This window comes from Streptomyces sp. NPDC033270, from assembly GCF_055576575.1.
In genome coordinates, this window is the sequence record NZ_JBVIRA010000005.1 from 225853 (window position 1) to 245370 (window position 19518).

General features: G+C 70.2%; 16 protein-coding genes. 10 read left to right on the forward strand and 6 right to left on the reverse strand.

The genetic code is table 11. The annotated features are described in order from the left end of the window. Positions 1-105: 105 nt before the first annotated feature. Both ACZ5XZ_RS10955 and ACZ5XZ_RS10960 read right to left on the reverse strand, forming a co-directional pair. Complete coding sequence (locus ACZ5XZ_RS10955; protein ID WP_468976627.1) at positions 106-1026, reverse strand: Yip1 family protein; 921 nt, start codon at positions 1024-1026, stop codon at positions 106-108. A 256-nt stretch (positions 1027-1282) separates the two neighbouring features. Further along, positions 1283-3550 carry a (Fe-S)-binding protein gene (locus ACZ5XZ_RS10960; protein ID WP_468976417.1) on the reverse strand — a complete coding sequence of 756 codons (2268 nt, stop codon included), beginning with the start codon at positions 3548-3550 and terminating at the stop codon, positions 1283-1285. A 299-nt stretch (positions 3551-3849) separates the two neighbouring features. Here ACZ5XZ_RS10960 and dnaK point away from each other — a divergent pair, with 299 nt between their 5' ends. Genes dnaK through ACZ5XZ_RS10980 form a run of 4 tightly spaced genes read left to right on the forward strand, consistent with a single transcriptional unit; the run spans position 3850 to position 8031 of the window. Further along, entirely contained in the window at positions 3850-5709 is a 1860-nt protein-coding gene (gene dnaK / locus ACZ5XZ_RS10965) for a molecular chaperone DnaK (protein WP_399146061.1), read from the forward strand. Then, positions 5706-6359 carry a nucleotide exchange factor GrpE gene (gene grpE / locus ACZ5XZ_RS10970; protein ID WP_384424018.1) on the forward strand — a complete coding sequence of 218 codons (654 nt, stop codon included), beginning with the start codon at positions 5706-5708 and terminating at the stop codon, positions 6357-6359. The genes dnaK and grpE overlap by 4 nt, the downstream gene beginning before the upstream one ends. 45 nt (positions 6360-6404) lie before the next feature. After that, the gene (dnaJ, locus tag ACZ5XZ_RS10975; RefSeq protein WP_468976420.1) at positions 6405-7577 is read left to right on the forward strand and encodes a molecular chaperone DnaJ; all 1173 of its coding nucleotides are present in this window, start codon (positions 6405-6407) and stop codon (positions 7575-7577) included. Between the two features lies 1 nt (position 7578). Continuing rightward, positions 7579-8031, forward strand: a complete 453-nt coding sequence (locus ACZ5XZ_RS10980) for a heat shock protein transcriptional repressor HspR (RefSeq protein WP_468976423.1) — start codon at positions 7579-7581, stop codon at positions 8029-8031. A gap of 102 nt (positions 8032-8133) precedes the next feature. Here the strand turns inward: ACZ5XZ_RS10980 and ACZ5XZ_RS10985 are convergent, their stop codons facing one another. From ACZ5XZ_RS10985 to ACZ5XZ_RS10995, 3 genes are all read right to left on the reverse strand, one after another. Further along, positions 8134-8538, reverse strand: coding sequence for a hypothetical protein (locus ACZ5XZ_RS10985; protein WP_468976426.1), 405 nt, complete (start codon positions 8536-8538; stop codon positions 8134-8136). A 410-nt stretch (positions 8539-8948) separates the two neighbouring features. Further along, on the reverse strand, positions 8949-9353 hold the full coding sequence (locus ACZ5XZ_RS10990; RefSeq protein WP_468976429.1) for a pyridoxamine 5'-phosphate oxidase family protein: 405 nt from the start codon (positions 9351-9353) through the stop codon (positions 8949-8951). A 25-nt stretch (positions 9354-9378) separates the two neighbouring features. Then, positions 9379-9960 carry a Uma2 family endonuclease gene (locus ACZ5XZ_RS10995; protein ID WP_468976432.1) on the reverse strand — a complete coding sequence of 194 codons (582 nt, stop codon included), beginning with the start codon at positions 9958-9960 and terminating at the stop codon, positions 9379-9381. Between the two features lie 190 nt (positions 9961-10150). Between ACZ5XZ_RS10995 and clpB the strand changes: the two genes are divergently transcribed. Beyond that, a complete protein-coding gene (gene clpB / locus ACZ5XZ_RS11000) occupies positions 10151-12781 on the forward strand; it encodes an ATP-dependent chaperone ClpB (protein WP_468976434.1) in 2631 nt (876 codons plus the stop codon). Positions 12782-12949: 168 nt separating this feature from the next. Beyond that, positions 12950-13486 (forward strand): YbjN domain-containing protein, encoded by a 537-nt coding sequence (locus ACZ5XZ_RS11005; RefSeq protein WP_384424011.1) that lies wholly within the window; start codon positions 12950-12952, stop codon positions 13484-13486. A 104-nt stretch (positions 13487-13590) separates the two neighbouring features. Here the strand turns inward: ACZ5XZ_RS11005 and ACZ5XZ_RS11010 are convergent, their stop codons facing one another. Further along, positions 13591-14784: a pyridoxal phosphate-dependent aminotransferase gene (locus ACZ5XZ_RS11010; protein WP_468976436.1), complete on the reverse strand. Its 1194-nt coding sequence runs from the start codon at positions 14782-14784 to the stop codon at positions 13591-13593. Between the two features lie 231 nt (positions 14785-15015). Between ACZ5XZ_RS11010 and ACZ5XZ_RS11015 the strand changes: the two genes are divergently transcribed. The 4 genes from ACZ5XZ_RS11015 (at position 15016) to ACZ5XZ_RS11030 (ending at position 19155) form a co-directional block, all read left to right on the forward strand. Then, on the forward strand, positions 15016-15303 hold the full coding sequence (locus ACZ5XZ_RS11015; protein WP_468976438.1) for a hypothetical protein: 288 nt from the start codon (positions 15016-15018) through the stop codon (positions 15301-15303). A 362-nt stretch (positions 15304-15665) separates the two neighbouring features. Further along, on the forward strand, positions 15666-16187 hold the full coding sequence (locus ACZ5XZ_RS11020; protein ID WP_384424008.1) for a DUF2617 family protein: 522 nt from the start codon (positions 15666-15668) through the stop codon (positions 16185-16187). 236 nt (positions 16188-16423) lie between these two features. Further along, a complete protein-coding gene (locus ACZ5XZ_RS11025; RefSeq protein ID WP_468976440.1) occupies positions 16424-18142 on the forward strand; it encodes a polyamine aminopropyltransferase in 1719 nt (572 codons plus the stop codon). Between the two features lie 131 nt (positions 18143-18273). Further along, positions 18274-19155 carry an SRPBCC domain-containing protein gene (locus ACZ5XZ_RS11030; protein ID WP_468976443.1) on the forward strand — a complete coding sequence of 294 codons (882 nt, stop codon included), beginning with the start codon at positions 18274-18276 and terminating at the stop codon, positions 19153-19155. Positions 19156-19518: the final 363 nt, after the last annotated feature.

Below are 19518 nucleotides of genomic sequence, written 5' to 3' on the forward strand. Positions count from 1 at the left end.
GGGTAGTCGAACGGGAATCCTTCTGGGGCACCCTAGGGCCGCAAAAGGCGCCCCCCCCCCCCCCCTCCCCCCCCCCCCCGGGCCCCTGACGTGGCCGGGTCGGGCCTACAGCGTGCCGAGCTTGACCAGGGCCAGCAGCGCCACCAGCTGGATGGCGGAGGCGCCCAGGGCCTTGGGCCACGGCAGGTCGTGCGACCTGCTGACCATCGACGTCAGCAGATAGCCGGTCGCGAGCCAGGTCAGCCAGCCCAGGACCTGGACCAGGGTGGAGTCGCCGCCGAGGAACATCGCGAACAGCAGGCGGGGCGCGTCCGGGATCGTCATGATCAGCATGGACAGGCCGATGCTCGGCTGCCAGGCGCCGTCGCCGCCGAGCTGGCGGGCCATGGTGTGGGTGACCGCGCCCAGGATCAGGCTGCCGATGATGAACATCACAGCCGTGATCAGCACCCAGGGGATGCTGTTGGAGAGCGTGGCGTTCAGCACGTCCTCGCGGGCCTTGTCGAAGCCGAAGACCGCCAGCAGGCCGTAGACGAAGGTGACGATCAGCGCCGGGGCCCAGACCTGGTGGTCCCGCATCTGCCAGAACGTGGCGTCGGGGCGCAGCACGATGCCGGGCAGCAGCTGCTTCCAGTGCAGCCGGGGGCCGGCGGGCGGCGCGGAGGTCTGGCCGGCGCGGTAGGTGCCGCCGGCCGCGTACTCGCCGTCGCCGTACTGGTCGGGGTGGTCGCCGTAGTCGGGGGCCTCGCCGATGCTGAACTGCCGGGTGGCACCCGGGTTGTTGTCCTGGGCGTACGGCGCGTAGGACTGCTGCTGGGGCTCGTAGCCGCCGTCGCCGAAGTACTCCGGCTCGCCGTACTGCCCCTGCGGCCGTCCCTGCGGGCCGCCGCCGTACTGCTGCGGTGCCTGCTGCCACTGCCCATGCGGTGGTGGGGGCTGCTGCCCGTACGGTCCTTGCTGTCCGTACGGGGCCTGCTGCCCCTGCTGTCCGTTCTGCGCGGGGCGGGCATCCCGTCCGCGACCCATCCTGAATCCAGCCACGCCTTCGAAAGTACCTGGTCCGCGCGGAACAGGTGGCCGAGCCGGGCTCCGGGCCCGGGTTTGCTGCGGAGCTGTGACATCCCCTAGGGGGAGCCCGGAGGGGGCGGCGCCGGGGCCGCGGGGCCGGCGGTCACGAGGAGGCTGCCGATGCCGGTGCGGCGCACTCCCGGGATACGCCGACGGCCGGTCCCCCTCGAACCTCTGGGGGACCGGCCGTCGGTCAACGCTCCTACGGGCGCCGCTACTTCACCGGCTCGGGCTCCGGAGCCGTCTCCGACTCCTCGTCACCCGCCGGATCGATGGGGGTCTTGACGGAGTCCAGCAGCAGCTGGGCGACGTCGACGACCTGGATCGACTCCTTCGCCTTGCCGTCGTTCTTCTTGCCGTTGACCGAGTCGGTCAGCATCACGAGGCAGAACGGGCAGGCCGTCGAGACGATGTCGGGGTTGAGGGAGAGGGCCTCGTCGACGCGCTCGTTGTTGATGCGCTTGCCGATGCGCTCCTCCATCCACATGCGGGCACCACCGGCGCCGCAGCAGAAGCCGCGCTCCTTGTGGCGGTGCATCTCCTCGTTCCGCAGGCCCGGCACCTTGGCGATGATCTCGCGCGGCGGGGTGTAGACCTTGTTGTGGCGGCCCAGGTAGCAGGGGTCGTGGTAGGTGATGAGCCCCTCGACCGGGGTGACGGGGATGAGCTTGCCCTCGTCGATGAGGTGCTGCAGCAGCTGCGTGTGGTGGATGACCTCGAACTCGCCGCCCAGCTGGGGGTACTCGTTCGCGATGGTGTTGAAGCAGTGCGGGCAGGTGGCGACGATCTTCTTCTTGGACTTCGGCTTCTTCGTCGACTCGTCCTCCGAGTCCTCGCCGAAGGCCGTGTTCAGCATCTCGACGTTCTGCTGACCGAGCTGCTGGAAGAGGAACTCGTTGCCCAGGCGGCGGGCCGAGTCACCGGTGCACGCCTCGTCGCCACCCATGATCGCGAACTTCACGCCCGCGATGTGCAGCAGCTCGGCGAAGGCCTTGGTGGTCTTCTTCGCCCGGTCCTCCAGGGCGCCCGCGCAGCCGACCCAGTACAGGTAGTCGACCTCGGTGAGGTCCTCGACGTCCTTGCCGACGACCGGGATCTCGAAGTCGACCTCCTTGGTCCAGGCGAGGCGCTGCTTCTTGGCCAGGCCCCAGGGGTTGCCCTTCTTCTCCAGGTTCTTGAGCATCGTGCCCGCCTCGGACGGGAACGAGGACTCGATCATGACCTGGTAGCGGCGCATGTCGACGATGTGGTCGACGTGCTCGATGTCGACCGGGCACTGCTCGACGCAGGCGCCGCAGGTGGTGCAGGACCACAGCACGTCCGGGTCGATGACGCCGTTCTCCTCCAGCGTCCCGATCAGCGGGCGCTCGGCCTCGGCCAGCGCCGACGCGGGCACGTCCTTGAGCTGCTCCTCGGTGGCCTGCTCCGTGCCCTCCATGTCCTTGCCGCCGCCGGCCAGGAGGTAGGGGGCCTTGGCGTGCGCGTGGTCGCGCAGCGACATGATCAACAGCTTCGGGGAGAGCGGCTTGCCGGTGTTCCAGGCGGGGCACTGCGACTGGCAGCGGCCGCACTCGGTGCACGTGGAGAAGTCGAGGATGCCCTTCCAGGAGAAGTGCTCGATCTGCGAGACGCCGAACTGGTCGTCCTCGCCCGGGTCCTCGAAGTCGATCGGCTTGCCCCGGCTGGTCATCGGCGGCAGCGCGCCCAGGGCCACGTCGCCGGAGGCCTCGCGCTTGAACCAGATGTTGGGGAAGGCCAGGAAGCGGTGCCAGGCAACACCCATGTCGGTCTTCAGGGCGACCGTGATCATCCAGATGAAGGAGGTCGCGATCTTCAGACCGGCGAAGAAGTAGGTGAGGTTCTGGAGCGTGGAGACGTCCATCCCCTCCAGCCACGAGACGACCGGGTACGAGATGAAGAACGAGGCCTCGTAGCCGTCCACGTGGTGCTGGGCGCCTTCGAGCGCGTGCAGCATGAAGATGCAGACGCCGACGATGAGGATCACGGCCTCGACGAAGTACGCCTGGCCGATGTTGGAGCCCGCGAAGCGGGACTTGCGGCCCGGCTTGTCCGGCCGGTTCAGCTGCCGGATCACGATGAGCGTCAGGATGCCCAGCGCCGTCATCGTGCCGAGGAACTCGACGAAGACGTTGTACGGCGCCCACTCACCGATGATCGGCAGGAGCCAGTCGGCCTTGAAGAGCTGCCCGATGGCGTTGACGATCGTCAGCAGGAGCGAGAAGAAGCCCACCGCCACGAACCAGTGCGCCACGCCGACGATGCCCCAGCGGTTCATCCGGGTGTGGCCGAGGAACTCCTTGACCACCGTGACGGTGCGCTGTGTGGGATCGTCGGTGCGGGTGCCTGCGGGTACGGGCTGGCCTAGCCGCATGAAGCGGTAGATCTGCAGGATGGCGCGGCCGAACAGCGCTACGCCGACCGCGATTAGGACCAGCGACACGATGATCGCGGCGAGTTGCATGACGGGCTCCTCGAACCTGCGAGAGCGGAAGACTGAGAAAGCTGAGCGGTAACTACTAAGCGGTAACTTTTTAGTTCTGCGGCTGAGGTTACCCATTCTCCCGGGTGCCATGAAGCCGCCCGGCCGGTGATCTGTGTCGCGAAGGCAACCCTGTGCGGCGGCCCGGCGTCTTCGGTGGCGGCCGGGTGACGATAAGGGCGACATAAAAGTTGAGTGGCTCACGCTCAGGTCTGTTGACAGGTTTTTCTTGGTGTTGCACTCTTGAGCCTGTTCCACTCAAGTCAGCTGGAGGAATCGAAATGGCACGTGCGGTCGGCATCGACCTGGGTACGACGAACTCCGTCGTCAGTGTTCTCGAGGGCGGTGAGCCCACCGTCATCACCAACGCCGAGGGCGCCAGGACCACGCCGTCCGTTGTCGCCTTCGCCAAGAACGGCGAGGTGCTGGTCGGCGAGGTCGCGAAGCGCCAGGCGGTTACCAACGTCGACAGGACCATCCGGTCGGTCAAGCGCCACATGGGCACCGACTGGAAGATCAACATCGACGGCAAGGACTTCAACCCGCAGCAGATGAGCGCCTTCATCCTGCAGAAGCTCAAGCGGGATGCCGAGGCGTACCTGGGCGAGAAGGTCGTCGACGCGGTCATCACCGTTCCGGCCTACTTCAACGACTCCGAGCGCCAGGCCACCAAGGAGGCCGGTGAGATCGCGGGCCTCAACGTCCTGCGCATCGTCAACGAGCCCACCGCGGCCGCCCTGGCCTACGGCCTGGAGAAGGACGACCAGACCATTCTGGTCTTCGACCTCGGTGGCGGCACCTTCGACGTCTCGCTGCTGGAGATCGGCGACGGCGTCGTCGAGGTGAAGGCCACCAACGGTGACAACCACCTCGGTGGTGACGACTGGGACCAGCGCGTCGTCGACTACCTGGTCAAGCAGTTCGCCAACGGCCACGGCGTCGACCTGGCCAAGGACAAGATGGCGCTGCAGCGTCTGCGCGAGGCCGCTGAGAAGGCGAAGATCGAGCTGTCGTCCTCGACCGAGACGACGATCAACCTTCCCTACATCACCGCCTCCGCCGAGGGCCCGCTGCACCTGGACGAGAAGCTCACCCGCTCGCAGTTCCAGCAGCTGACCGCGGACCTGCTCGACCGCTGCAAGACCCCGTTCCACAACGTCATCAAGGACGCCGGCATCCAGCTGTCCGAGATCGACCACGTGGTCCTGGTCGGTGGCTCGACCCGTATGCCGGCCGTCGCCGAGCTCGTCAAGGAGCTGACCGGCGGCAAGGACGCCAACAAGGGCGTCAACCCCGACGAGGTCGTCGCCATCGGCGCCACGCTGCAGGCCGGTGTCCTCAAGGGCGAGGTCAAGGACGTCCTGCTGCTGGACGTCACCCCGCTGTCCCTCGGTATCGAGACCAAGGGCGGCATCATGACCAAGCTCATCGAGCGGAACACGACGATCCCGACCAAGCGCTCGGAGATCTTCACCACCGCCGAGGACAACCAGCCCTCCGTGCAGATCCAGGTCTACCAGGGCGAGCGCGAGATCGCGGCGTACAACAAGAAGCTCGGGATGTTCGAGCTGACGGGTCTGCCGCCGGCCCCGCGCGGCGTCCCGCAGATCGAGGTCTCCTTCGACATCGACGCCAACGGCATCATGCACGTGACCGCGAAGGACCTGGGCACGGGCAAGGAGCAGAAGATGACCGTCACCGGCGGCTCCTCGCTGCCGAAGGACGAGGTCGACCGGATGCGCCAGGAGGCCGAGCAGTACGCGGACGAGGACCACCGCCGCCGCGAGGCCGCCGAGACCCGCAACCAGGGCGAGCAGCTGGTCTACCAGACCGAGAAGTTCCTCAAGGACAACGAGGACAAGGTCCCCGGTGAGGTCAAGACCGAGGTCGAGACCGCCGTCGCCGAGCTGAAGGAGAAGCTCAAGGGCGAGGACACCGCGGAGATCCGCACCGCCACCGAGAAGGTCGCGGCCGTCTCCCAGAAGCTCGGCCAGGCCATGTACGCCGACGCCCAGGCCGCGCAGGGCGCTGCCGGTGCCGAGGGTGCCGCTCCGGGTGCCGAGCAGGCCAAGGCCGAGGACGATGTCGTGGACGCCGAGATCGTCGACGACGAGAAGCCCAAGAAGGACGGTGCCGCGTGACGGAGGAGACCCCGGGTTTCGAAGAGAAGCCTGACGTCCCCTCTGACGCCGCTCCCGAAGACGCGGCGCAGGAGGCCGAGTCCGCCGACAAGGCGGGCTCGGCCCCGGCCGGGGACGTACAGGACGTAGCGCTCCAGGCGCAGCTGGACCAGGTGCGCACCGCGCTCAACGAGCGCACGGCGGACCTCCAGCGGCTCCAGGCGGAGTACCAGAACTACCGCCGCCGGGTCGAGCGGGACCGGGTCACGGTCAAGGAGATCGCCGCGGCGAACCTCCTGTCCGAGCTCCTGCCCGTGCTCGACGACGTCGGCCGCGCCCGCGAGCACGGTGAACTGGTCGGCGGCTTCAAGTCGGTGGCCGAATCGCTGGAGACCGTGGTCGCCAAGCTCGGTCTGCAGCAGTTCGGCAAGGAGGGCGAGCCCTTCGACCCGACGATCCACGAGGCGCTGATGCACTCGTACGCGCCGGATGTCACCGAGACGACGTGCGTTGCGATCCTGCAGCCCGGGTATCGCATCGGTGAGCGAACGATCCGCCCCGCGCGGGTCGCCGTCGCCGAGCCGCAGCCGGGCGCGCAGAGCGCCAAGTCCGGATCCGAGGACGAGGCCAAGGCCTCGGACGAGGAGAGCGGTGGCCCGGACGAGGGCTGACGTGAGGACCAACGAGAAAACCGCAGGAAAGGAGGGACGTCGGGGATGAGCACCAAGGACTTCGTCGAGAAGGACTACTACAAGGTCCTCGGCGTCCCCAAGGACGCCACCGACGCGGAGATCAAGAAGGCGTACCGGAAGCTCGCCCGCGAGAACCACCCGGACGCCAACAAGGGCGACGCCAAGGCCGAGGAGCGCTTCAAGGCGATCTCCGAGGCCAACGACGTCCTGGGCGACGCCAAGCGCCGCAAGGAGTACGACGAGGCCCGGGCGCTGTTCGGCAACGGCGGCTTCCGCCCCGGCCCCGGCGGGGGCGGCGGCAGCTTCAACTTCGACCTGGGCGACCTCTTCGGGGGCTCGGGCGGGGCCGGCGGGGCCGGGGGCTTCGGTGGCGGCCTCGGGGACGTCTTCGGCGGCCTGTTCAACCGTGGCGGCGCGGGTACGCGTACCCAGCCGCGGCGCGGCCAGGACATCGAGTCCGAGGTGACGCTCAGCTTCACCGAGGCGGTCGACGGGGCCACGGTTCCGCTGCGGATGTCCAGCCAGGCGCCCTGCAAGGCGTGTTCGGGGACCGGCGACAAAAACGGTACTCCTCGGGTCTGCCCGACCTGTGTCGGCACCGGCCAGGTCAGCCGGGGCGCGGGCGGCGGCTTCTCGCTGACCGACCCGTGCGCCGACTGCAAGGGCCGGGGCCTGATCGCCCAGGACGCCTGCGAGGTCTGCAAGGGCAGCGGACGCGCGACGAGCGCCCGCACGATGCAGGTCCGCATCCCCGCGGGCGTCTCCGACGGGCAGCGCATCCGGCTGCGCGGCAAGGGCGCCCCGGGCGAGCAGGGCGGCCCGGCCGGCGATCTGTATGTCGTCGTGCATGTCGGCGCCCACCCGGTCTTCGGACGCAAGGGCGACAACCTCACCGTCACGGTGCCGGTGACCTTCCCGGAGGCCGCGCTCGGCGGCGAGGTGAAGGTGCCGACGCTGGGCGGCCCGCCGGTCACGCTGAAGCTGCCGGCCGGCACCCCCAACGGACGCACGATGCGGGCCCGCGGCAAGGGCGCGGCCCGTAAGGACGGCACCCGCGGTGATCTGCTGGTCACCATAGAGGTGCTCGTCCCCGAGGACCTCGGCGACAAGGCGAAGGAAGCGCTGGAGTCCTATCGCGAGGCGACCGCGGGCCACGACCCGCGGGCGGAGCTGTTCCAGGCCGCGAAGGGAGACTGAGATGGACAGCCGGGGCGGGCAGCGTCGTAATCCGTATGAACTGACCGATGAGTCGCCGGTGTACGTCATCTCCGTCGCGGCTCAGCTCTCCGGCCTGCATCCGCAGACCCTGCGGCAGTACGACCGGCTGGGTCTGGTCTCGCCGGACCGCACGGCCGGGCGGGGCCGCCGCTATTCGGCCCGGGACATCGAACTGCTCCGTACGGTGCAGCAGTTGTCCCAGGACGAGGGCATCAACCTCGCCGGTATCAAGCGCATCATCGAGCTGGAGAACCAGGTCGCGGCCCTGCAGCAGCGGATCGTCGAGCTGCAGGGCGCCCTGGAGGGCGCGGCCAGCGCGATGCGCCAGCGGGAGGCGGCGGTGCACGCCTCCTACCGGCGTGACCTGGTGCCGTATCAGGACGTCCAGCAGACCAGTGCGCTGGTGGTGTGGCGGCCCAAGCGGTCCGAGTAGCGGACGGCGGGGCGCGCCGCGCGTCTACGTGGCGAAAAGGGCCGGGTGATCCCGGCCCTTTTTGTCATCTCCGTGAGTGTGCTTCCCCGTGCGCCGGGCCGGTCAGCAGCCGTTGTACCCGGCCGTCGGCATCGACAGCCGCCGGTGCACCTGCGACTTCATCGCCAGCGTGTAGACCGGCTCGTCGAGGTCGGCGGTCTCCAGCCGTACGCCGGCCGCCGCGCACCGTGCGGAGAACTCGTCGGCGCCGTCGACGGCGTTCTCCAGCGCCCGGCGGTTGGGCGTGACGAACACATCGACCAGGCCCTCTTCGACGTCCCGCCACAGCGCGCGGTGGTCGGCACGCAGCTGATAGAGGCTGAGCTGGCAGGTCAGGTGGTAGTCACGGGCCGCCGCCCACTGTTGGCACATGTCGTGCTGGCTGCGGTCGTCGACCAGGAACGGATCCTCGTCCAGCTCGGACAGCGGCATCAGGCAGGCGATCGCCGTGACTCGGACCGAGTTCATCGTGCCCTCCGGGGCGTGGCGACTGTGGGGGCGACGATACCCCCGAGGGCGGCCCGTGGTGGAGGGGCTGTGCCGGGCGGCGAGGCGTAACCGCAGGCGTGGCAGATCTTCCAGCCGTCCTGGTTCACGGCGAGTTGGCCACCGCAGCGCGGGCAGAGCTCGGCGTGCGGTCTCGGTGGGGCGGGGCGCGGTGGGCGCGGAACGGTCGTCACGATGCCTAATGCCGACGCCATGCGGCCTCCAGCTGCCGTCTCCTGCACGGGACAGGTCCGATCCCGCCCGTTCATTGCGCGGAGCTGTTCGGTTTCCTGTCGTACCTGAGTACCAGTTGGGCAGTTGTCGCCTGCTGTGGAGGGTGTGTTTTCGGCCAGGTCCGGCCCGGGGTGTGCGCGCCGTGCGGGTACCGGCTCTCAGGCCCGCCCCATCGCCCGGGTCACCGCGATCTCGATCATGACTCGATCGGGGTTCGGCGACGGCGTCCGCCCGTACCGTTCGGCGTACCTGCGCACCGCGTCGGCCACCGTCTCGGCGTCCGTACGCACCCGCGCGACGCCCTCCAGGGTCGCCCAGCGCCCCTTGTCGACCTGGCACACGGCGACGGTCGCGCCGTCCGCTCCGGCGGCGAGGATGTTCTTGACCTTGGTGCTGTCCTTGCGGGTGATGACCCGCGCGATCCGCTGCCCGGCGTCGTAGGTGACGCCCACGGGGACGACGTGCGGCGTCCCGTCCGTACGCAGCGTGGTGAGCGTCGGCATCAGGTACTCGCCCCAGAAGGCGAGGTACTCGGGGGTGAGGGCGGAGAGGTCGTGGGCCATGGGGGCAAGGGTAGGCCCGGCCCGCTCAGAGGAAGTCGGTGGTGTCCAGGTCGAAGGAGAAGGGGGCGGGGAGGGGGAGGGGTTTGCCGAAGGGGACGCGGTGGAGCTCGCGATAGTCCCCGTCCTGCGGTTCGCCGAACAGCGTGACCGTGGACTTCTCGCGATCAACGAGGAGGTACAGCGGGATGTTCGCCCGGGCGTAGGCGTCGCGTTTGATGACGCGGTCCCGGTCGGGCTTGCTGGAGGTCACCTCGACAACCAGGGCGACGGCGTCGCTGGGAACCCAGTTTCCTGGTAGGCCGAAGAGATCCGCGGCGCTGGGTGCGAAGGTGGCATCCGGGATCACGTAGTTCTTGGGGTACAGGCCGCCGGGTGACAGCGCGATTCCCTTGTTGCCGGACACGTCCATGTCGGTGTGGGACTTGCCCAGGACCTGCTTGACGATCTTGCTGAAACATCGCTCATGGCCGTTGTCCGGCGGCGGCGTCATAACAAGCTCACCCTCGATCAGCTCGGCCCGGAAGCCCTCGGGAGGCTCCAGGGCGAGGAAGTAGTCCAGGAGGGTTTCTTCACTGGTGGGCGTCGGCGCTTCTGCCATAGCCGTCATGCTGCACCTCCTTGTGGTCGAAGGCCAGCGTCGCCGGGTGAAGCCAGTGACGGAGGCATATTCGGAGGCGATTCCCCCGCAGGGGTGAGCCTTGAGTGGAGGCTTGAGTGGAATAGACTCAACTTATTGCACGTTAGTACCTGCAAGCAGAAGCATCGGAACAGCACGCACACAGGGAGGACACCGGGCCGTGGACGCCGAGCTGACCAACAAGAGCCGGGAGGCGCTGAGCGCCGCCAATGACCGGGCGATCACCGCCGGGCATGCGGACATGACGTCCGCGCATCTCCTGCTGGCGCTGCTGGCCGGGCAGGACAACGAGAACATCATGGACCTGCTGGCCGCCGTCGAGGCGGACGCCGCCGTGCTGCGCAACGGCGCCGAGCGCCAGCTCGCCGCGCTGCCCAGCGTGCAGGGCTCGACGGTCGCCCCGCCGCAGCCGGACCGCGAGCTGCTCACCGCGATCGCGGACGCGACCCAGCGGGCCAAGGAGCTGGGCGACGCCTATGTCTCGACCGAGCATCTGCTGATCGGGATCGCCGCCAAGGGCGGCCGCACCGGTGAGCTGCTGGAGCAGCAGGGCGCCTCCGCCAAGAAGCTGCTGGCCGCCTTCGAGGCCAGCCGCGGCGGGCAGCGGGTGACCAACGCCGACCCGGAGGGCACGTACAAGGCGCTGGAGAAGTTCGGTACGGACTTCACGGCGGCCGCCCGCGAGGGCAAGCTCGACCCGGTCATCGGCCGGGACCACGAGATCCGCCGGGTGGTGCAGGTGCTCTCCCGCCGGACGAAGAACAACCCGGTGCTGATCGGCGAGCCGGGCGTCGGCAAGACCGCCGTCGTCGAGGGTCTGGCCCAGCGGATCGTCAAGGGCGATGTGCCCGAGTCGCTGCGCAACAAGCGGCTGGTCGCGCTCGACCTGGGGGCGATGGTCGCGGGCGCGAAGTACCGCGGTGAGTTCGAGGAGCGGCTGAAGACCGTCCTGGCGGAGATCAAGTCCAGCGAGGGCCAGATCATCACCTTCATCGACGAGCTGCACACGGTCGTCGGCGCGGGCGCCGGCGGCGACTCGGCCATGGACGCCGGCAACATGCTCAAGCCGATGCTGGCCCGCGGCGAGCTGCGGATGGTCGGTGCCACGACGCTCGACGAGTACCGCGAGCGGATCGAGAAGGACCCGGCGCTGGAGCGGCGCTTCCAGCAGGTGCTGGTCGCCGAGCCGACCGTCGAGGACACCGTGGCCATCCTGCGCGGTCTCAAGGGCCGCTACGAGGCGCACCACAAGGTGCAGATCGCCGACTCCGCGCTGGTCGCCGCCGCCACCCTCTCCGACCGCTACATCACCTCCCGCTTCCTGCCCGACAAGGCCATCGACCTCGTCGACGAGGCGGCCTCGCGGCTCCGTATGGAGATCGACTCCTCGCCCGTGGAGATCGACGAGCTGCAGCGCGCCGTCGACCGCCTGAAGATGGAGGAGCTGGCGCTCAAGAACGAGACCGACGCCGGCTCCGTCCAGCGGCTGGAGAAGCTGCGCAAGGACCTCGCCGACAAGGAGGAGGAGCTGCGCGGCCTGACCGCCCGCTGGGAGAAGGAGAAGCAGGGCCTCAACCGGGTCGGTGAGCTGAAGGAGAAGCTCGACGACCTGCGCGGCCAGTCCGAGCGCGCCCAGCGCGACGGTGACTTCGACACCGCCTCCAAGCTGCTCTACGGCGAGATCCCGGCCGTCGAGCAGGAGCTCGAGGCGGCGGCCGCCGCCGAGGCCGAGCAGGAGGCGTCCAAGGAGTCCATGGTCAAGGAGGAGGTCGGTCCGGACGACATCGCCGATGTGGTCGGCTCCTGGACCGGCATCCCGGCGGGCCGTCTGCTGGAGGGCGAGACCCAGAAGCTGCTGCGCATGGAGGACGAGCTCGGCAAGCGGCTGATCGGCCAGGCCGAGGCCGTACGGGCGGTCTCCGACGCGGTGCGGCGCACCCGCGCCGGGATCGCCGACCCGGACCGCCCCACCGGCTCGTTCCTCTTCCTCGGGCCGACCGGTGTCGGCAAGACCGAGCTGGCCAAGGCGCTCGCGGACTTCCTCTTCGACGACGAGCGGGCGATGGTCCGGATCGACATGTCGGAGTACGGCGAGAAGCACTCCGTCGCCCGCCTGGTGGGCGCGCCGCCCGGTTACGTCGGCTACGAGGAGGGCGGCCAGCTCACCGAGGCCGTACGCCGCCGCCCGTACTCCGTCATCCTCCTGGACGAGGTGGAGAAGGCCCATCACGAGGTCTTCGACATCCTGCTCCAGGTGCTCGACGACGGACGGCTCACCGACGGCCAGGGCCGCACGGTCGACTTCCGCAACACCATCCTGATCCTGACCTCCAACCTCGGCTCCGCCTTCCTGATGGACCCGCTGCTGAAGGAGGACGAGAAGCGGGAGAAGGTGCTGGAGACGGTCCGCTCCTCGTTCCGGCCCGAGTTCCTCAACCGGCTCGACGACGTGGTGGTCTTCCACCCGCTCGGCACGGACCAGCTGCAGCGGATCGCCCGGCTCCAGCTCGACCACCTCCAGCGCCGTCTGGGCGAGCGCCGGCTGACGCTGGACGTCACCGACCGCGCCCTGACCTGGCTCGCCTGGCTCGGCCAGGAGCCGGTCGACGGCGCGCCCGCCCCCGACATGTCCTACGGCGCGCGCCCCCTGCGCCGCCTGGTCCAGACGGCCATCGGCGACCAGCTCGCGCGCGCCATCCTGGCGGGTGACGTGCTGGACGGGGACATCGTGCGGGTGGATGTCGACGGTGATCGGCTGTCGGTGCTGCCGGTGCGAGAAGGGGCGGCCTGAGCTGCGAGGACGGCTCCCCGGCCGGTCCGGCGGACCGGCCCGGGTGCCTGATCGTGCCGCCGGATCGTTGCCTTGAGCGACACCTTGCCCGTACCGGCCCCTCCGGGCTTGCCAGGACGGGGCGGATGTGGGGGAGGATGGCAAGGACCATACGAAGGGAATTCCACGGTGAGCATCGACCCGTCCTCGATTCCGAATTTCGGGGGCCAGCCCGAACCCGAGCCGTCGGGGCCTGATGGTCCCGTCGTGCCAGACCAGGACCTGGTCAAGCAGCTCCTCGACCAGATGGAGCTGAAGTACGTAGTCGACGAGGAGGGTGACCTCGCCGCCCCGTGGGAGCAGTTCCGCACGTACTTCATGTTCCGGGGCGAGGAGGAGCAGCAGATCTTCTCCGTCCGTACGTTCTACGACCGTGCCCACGGCATCGACGAGAAGTCGAAGCTGCTGGAGGCGATCGACGACTGGAACCGCCGGACGCTGTGGCCCAAGGCCTACACCCACACCCATGACGACGGCACGGTCCGTCTGATCGGTGAGGCATCGATGCTGATCGGCACCGGCGTCTCGCTCGAACACTTTGTGTCGAGCACGGTCAGCTGGGTCCGCGCCTCGATCGAATTCGACAAGTGGATCGTCGAGCAGCTCGGCCTGGAGGCCGAGATCGAAGGCGACTCCGACGACAAGCCGGGTGACGACGAGGCCTGAGCCCCGTCCGTCCCACACCCACCCGGCTGCGAAGGCCCCGGAGCTGTCGGCTCCGGGGCCTTCGTCTGTGTGCGAGGGCCCGGAGGAGGGGCGTCGACGGACCCTCAGAGCCGCTTCAGCCGTCCCGCCGCCTCCTGCAGTAGATCGACGCTCTTGCAGAAGGCGAAGCGGACGTACGGTGCGCCCTGGTCCTTGTGGTCGTAGAAGACGGCGTTGGGGATGGCGACGACGCCGGCGCGTTCGGGCAGGGCGCGGCAGAAGGCGAAGCCGTCCCCCTCTTTGGACAGCTCAGCGCCGAGGGGGCGGATGTCGGTGGTGATGAAGTACGTGCCCGAGGGGCGGAAGACCTGGAAGCCGGCGTCGGCGAGGCCGGTCGCCAGGATGTCGCGCTTGGCGCGCAGATCGTCGCGCAGGCCGGTGTAGTAGCTGTCGGGCAGGGCGAGGGCCTCGGCCACGGCGTACTGGAAGGGGCCGGCGGAGACGAAGGTGAGGAACTGCTTGGCGGAGCGGACCGCGCTCACCAGCTCGGGCGCCGCCGTGACCCAGCCGACCTTCCAGCCGGTGAAGGAGAAGGTCTTGCCGGCCGAGCCGATGGTGACGGTGCGGTCGCGCATCCCGGGGAAGGACGCCAGGGGCAGGTGCTCGCCCTCGAAGACGAGGTGTTCGTAGACCTCGTCGGTGATGACGAGGAGGTCGCGCTCCACCGCCAGCTCGGCGATGGCCGTGAGTTCGGCGCGGGTCAGGACCGTACCGGTGGGGTTGTGGGGAGTGTTGAGGAGGATGAGGCGGGTGTCATCGGTGACGGCGTCGCGCAGCTCGTCCAGGTCGAGGCGGTAGGTCGCGGACTCCGGATCGGCGTGCAGGGTCACCGGTACGCGCCGGCCGCCGGCCATCGCGATGCAGGCGGCGTAGGAGTCGTAGTACGGCTCCAGCGCGATGACCTCGTCGCCCGGCTCCAGCAGGGCGAGCAGCGAGGCCGCGATGGCCTCGGTCGCGCCGGCGGTGACCAGGACCTCGGTGTCGGGGTCGTAGGCCAGGCCGAGGTGGCCGTAGAAGCGCTCCTGGTGGGCGGCGACGGCGGTGCGCAGTTCGGGGATACCGGGGCCGGGCGGGTACTGGTTACCGCGGCCGTCGCGCAGGGCACGGACCGCTGCCTCTCTGACCTCCTCGGGACCGTCGGCGTCGGGGAACCCCTGGCCGAGGTTGATGGAGCCGGTCCGTAGGGCGAGTGCTGACATTTCGGCGAAGATCGTGGTGCCGAATTCGGCGAGGCGGCGATTGAGCAGCGGTCGGTCCATGCGCGCCATCCTCCGCCGAACCTCTGGACTTCCTCAACTGTGCTTTGAGACTCCCGGGCCCGGGCATCAGCCCCGCGTACAGGACTGTGACGGCCGTCGACGCGGACGGCCGGCGGCGCGGACGGCGCCGCGAGCGGCGCACGGGGCGCCGGACGGAGCGATGTGCCCCCACTGCCTGAGGGCGTGGGAGGTGCCCCACGCTTCGGGGGACGGAAAGGGAGTGTGAGGCAGATGGGAATCGTGGTCTTCCTGGTGATCTGCGCGGTGGTGATCGGGCTGGTGGCCCTGGCCTCGCGCGGCGGCGCCGGCGGGCGGGGCGGGAGCGGCTACCGCAAGTCGAGCAGTAGCAGCAGCGGCAGCTGGTGGGCCGCCGGCGGAGCGGGTTCGAGCGGCGGGCACCACGGCGGGCACCACGGCCACTCGTGCGGCGGCGGCTCCTCCTGTGGCGGTGGCTCCTCCTCCTGCGGTGGCGGCGGTGGTGGCGGCGGCTGCGGTGGTGGCGGCGGCGGGGGTTGCTGAGTCGGGCGCGGCACCTCCGTACGGCGCCGATCGGACCGGCCGAAGGGCTCGTTCAGCTGCACACATGCGGGTGGCTCTTGCCCCTTCGCATATGCGCCCGGCGGGTGTTGACGAAGGGGCCAACACCCGCTGGTCGTAAGGATGTTGAACAGTTGAACTGCATGGCCCTCTAGGGGATGGAAACCCGGCGAAGATGGGTAAAAAGACTGTTGGGCGACCGGGCTTTCATGATTCCCTCTTCATAGAGAATCCCCCACGTTCTCCGATCCCACGTGGGCACGAGCCGGCGGGCAGACGTGCATCCCTGATCCTTCTCGGGCAGGCCGGCCCACCATTCCACTGCGTGCTTGCGGAGCCGACCCATGCTCACCACTTTGACGACGGCGTACACCGATACCCGTGCATCCGACCTGGCCTGGGCGCTGGGCAGGGAACCCCTGCCGGCCCTCGCCGTGCTCGACCTCCAACTCCACGGCGCGCAGGTGCAGTTGAGACTGCTGGGCGCCTCTCATCAGGTGCTTCTCGAAGAGGAGCACGGCACCTGTTCCGAGACGGTCGCCTGTATGCCGGGCAGCAGCACTCCGCTGCCGCTCGGTGTGGCGAAGCGCCTGGGTGACTGGGAGTACGAGTTCGCCGCGCATGTGGAGACGCTCTCGCGCGGCTCGTTCGCGGGCCGCGCGCAGGAACTGCTCGCGCTGGTCGCCGAGCATCCGCACGGTCTGGCCGGTACGTTCCCCGGCTCGCCGCACGCCTTCACCGCGATGCTGGCGCAGTGCCAGCAGGGGCAGGTGCGCTGGCGGACCTGGCACGCGTATCCGCAGGAGGGCCGCCTGGTGGCCACCCGTACCCGCGTGGGCGTACGCGCGGCGGTCGCGGCGGTCTAGAGCCGCCGGCGGTCGCAGGCGAGTCGGGGGCGAGGGGGTGTGGCGGGCGTCGGGAGTGTGCGCCCCGGGCCCTGAGGTGCGCTGGGGCGCGTGCGGCGTGGTGTGCGCCGGGCGTGCGGCGCGGGAGCGTCGATCTGCGCCGCGCATCGACGTCGCCCCAACTGACGCGTGTAGCCCGCAGAGTGCACTCGTGTGGGTGACCTAGAGGCGGCGAATCGTCACGTAGCGTTCATTTCATGATCGACCCGCCAGAGTCCGCTTTTGCCGGCGCCCTCGGGCCGCCGGAGGCCATGACACCGGCGCGACTGCCCGTGCCGGCCGGGCTCGGCAGGCTGCTGGTCCTCGCCGTGGTCTTCGTCTGCGCCGCCTGCGGCCTGGTCTACGAACTCGAACTGGTCGCCCTGGCGACGTACTTGGTCGGCGACTCGGTCACCCAGGCCTCGGTCGTCCTGTCCGTCATGGTCTTCGCGATGGGCGTCGGCGCGCTGCTCGCCAAGCGGATGCGCTGCCGGGCGGCGGTCGGCTTCGGCGCGGTCGAGGCCGGCCTCGCGCTGGTCGGCGGCTGCTCGGCGATGGCGCTCTACGCCTGCTTCGCCTGGTACGGCCAGTCCCGCTCCGCGCTCGTCGGCTTCTCCTTGGCCATCGGCGTGCTGATCGGCGCCGAGGTGCCGCTGCTGATGACGCTGATCCAGCGGGTCCGCCGGCAGGACGCGGGCGGCGCGGTCGCCGACCTGTTCGCCGCGGACTACGTCGGTGCGCTCGTCGGCGGACTGGCCTTTCCCTTTCTGCTCCTGCCGAACCTGGGCCAGCTGACCGGCGCGCTGGTCACCGGTGCGGTCAACGCGGCGGCCGGTGGCGTGCTGGTGCTGTGGCTGTTCCGGCGCGATCTGACCGCCCGCGCCCGCTGGGCGCTGTTCGGCATCAACGTCCTGGTGCTCGCGCTGCTGGCCGCGGGGGTGCTTCTGGCCACGCCGTTCGAACGCGCCGCCCGGCGGGCGGTGTACGGCTCGTCGGCGCGGGTCGCGGTGCAGACCGGCGTCCAGGAAGTGGTGATGACCGGTGGCACGGGGCCCGTCGTCGGTGCGGGGCGCGGGAGGAAAGGTTCCGGCCAGCCGCTGGAGCTGTATCTGGACGGGCGGTTGCGGGTCAGCGCGGACACCGAGTTCCGCTACCACGAAGCGCTGGTGCATCCGGCGCTGGCGGGGGGACCGCACGCCCGGGTGCTGGTCCTGGGCGGCGGCGACGGCCTGGCGGTGCGCGAGATCCTCCGCCATGGCGGGGTCCGCTCGGTGACCGTCGTCGAACTCGACCCCGGTGTCGTGGGGTTGGCGCGCACGGACCCCGGGCTCTCGCGCCTCAACCAGCACTCGCTGGACGATCCGCGGGTGCATGTGGTCACCGCCGACGCCTTCGACTGGCTGCGGCGGCACGGTGCGCACGGCCGGCCCCCGGAGCCGTACGACGTCATCGTCTCCGATCTCCCCGATCCCGGGATCACCGCCAGCACCAAGCTCTACTCCCAGGAGTTCTACGGCCTGGCGGCGCGGATGCTGGCCCGCGACGGGCGGCTGGTGGTGCACGCCGGGGCGCCGAGCACGCGGGCGCGGTCGTACTGGACGGTGGAGACGACGGTGCGGTCGGTGGGCCTGGCGACCGTCCCGTACCGCCTGCCGGGCCGGCCCGCGGACGTCTCCGGCGGCCCGGACCGGCTGGGGGGACCGGCCCGGTCGGCGGCCGTTGAGGCACCCACCGCCGTACCGTCGCCCGGCGGGCCGCGGTACTGGGGCTTCGTACTGGCCGCTCGGCGCCCCCCGCGGTTCGTGCGCGCGTCCGATGCGCCGCGTCTGGGGGGTCTGACCGTCGACGAGCTGCTGGCCGGCCGGAGCGGGGCGGCCCGGGCCAGGATGTCCGGACTGCCGGCGTCGACGCTGATGCACCCGCGGTATCTGGACTGATGCGACGGGCCACCGTGCGTGCGGGCGAAGGGCGGACGGCGGGCCCGGGCGCGGGCGGTCCCGACGCGAACAGCGCCCACACCCGCCAAGGGGTCCCCTCGGCGCCGGAGAAGGAATTAGGCTCCCATGTCATGGAGCATGAGGTGTACGTTCCGTTTCCCGTCGGGACCGTGCGGCAGGCGCTCACCGAGCCGGAGCGGGTGGCGCGCTGTGTCCCGGGAGTCCAGCTCGACGCCGACGCGGCCCCGCACTGCCCCGAGGGCCGGCTGCGGCTGCGCATCGGAAGCTCCACCATCACCTACCGCGGCACGCTGACGGTCAGCGACGCCGCGGACGACAGATCCGGCGAGGACGGCGCGCCCGCCACGGTGACCGTGGAGGCGAAGGGCACCGAGGCGCGCGGCGACGGCGCGGTCGTGCTGACGCTGGCCGTACGCCTCTCCCCGGCCACCGAGCCCGGCCCCGGCACGACCCTGGCCTGCGCCGGCACGCTGCACAGCGACGGCCGGCTCGCCGAGGCCAGCGACCAGGCCGCCCGATCCGCGGGCCGTCGGCTGCTGGACCGCTTCGCGGAGAACCTGGCGGCGGATCTGCGGCAGCGGCCGGTGGCCGACGCCGACGACTCCGACCGGCACAGCGTGTTCGACACCGAGGTGCCACCGCCCTCCCTCGATCCGCTCACCGACGAGGACGAGATCGGGGCGGCGGACGACCTGGCCGGGACGGACGACCCGGCCGCGGAGGGCGCGGCGCAGGACGCGCACCCCGAGCACGCCTACGGCGAGGACGCGGACGGCGCCGCCCCCGCGGAGGCCGCGCACGCCCGCCGGACGATGATCGGGCGCAGCGCGGAGGAGGTCGACCACGCTCCGCCCCGCGGACGCTACGCACCGGTGCCCGCACCCGAGACGAACAGCACCTCGGCGACCCTGCGGTGGGCGGCCCCGGCCGCGGCGGTTGTTTTGGCGTCGGCGGTGGTGGTGGGGCGCGTACTGAGGCGGCGGCGCGGCTAGTTTTTCCCACGTTGTCGGCTGCGCCTTGCTGCTTCCCACGTTGTCGGCTTTCCCGCCGTGGGGGTTTCGCTTGGTTCGCCTGCGGCGGGCTGGTGCCGCTGCGCGGGGCGTTTTCGGCAGCGGGTGCGGCCCTCCGGACTCCGTCCTGCGGTCCGCCCCCTCCCGTGGGTGGGGGAAGGAGACCGGTGGGGGTGAACGTCGGCGTTCGTGTGCCGGTAGTCGACGGATCAGGTGTGCCCCCACCGGGCCCGTCTTCCCACCCACTCACGGGAGGGGACAGACCGTAGGACGGAGTCCGTAGGGCTGTCACCGCAGCCGACAGACAAACGCCCGCCGCAGGCGCAACGGCGAGAAGAAACACGG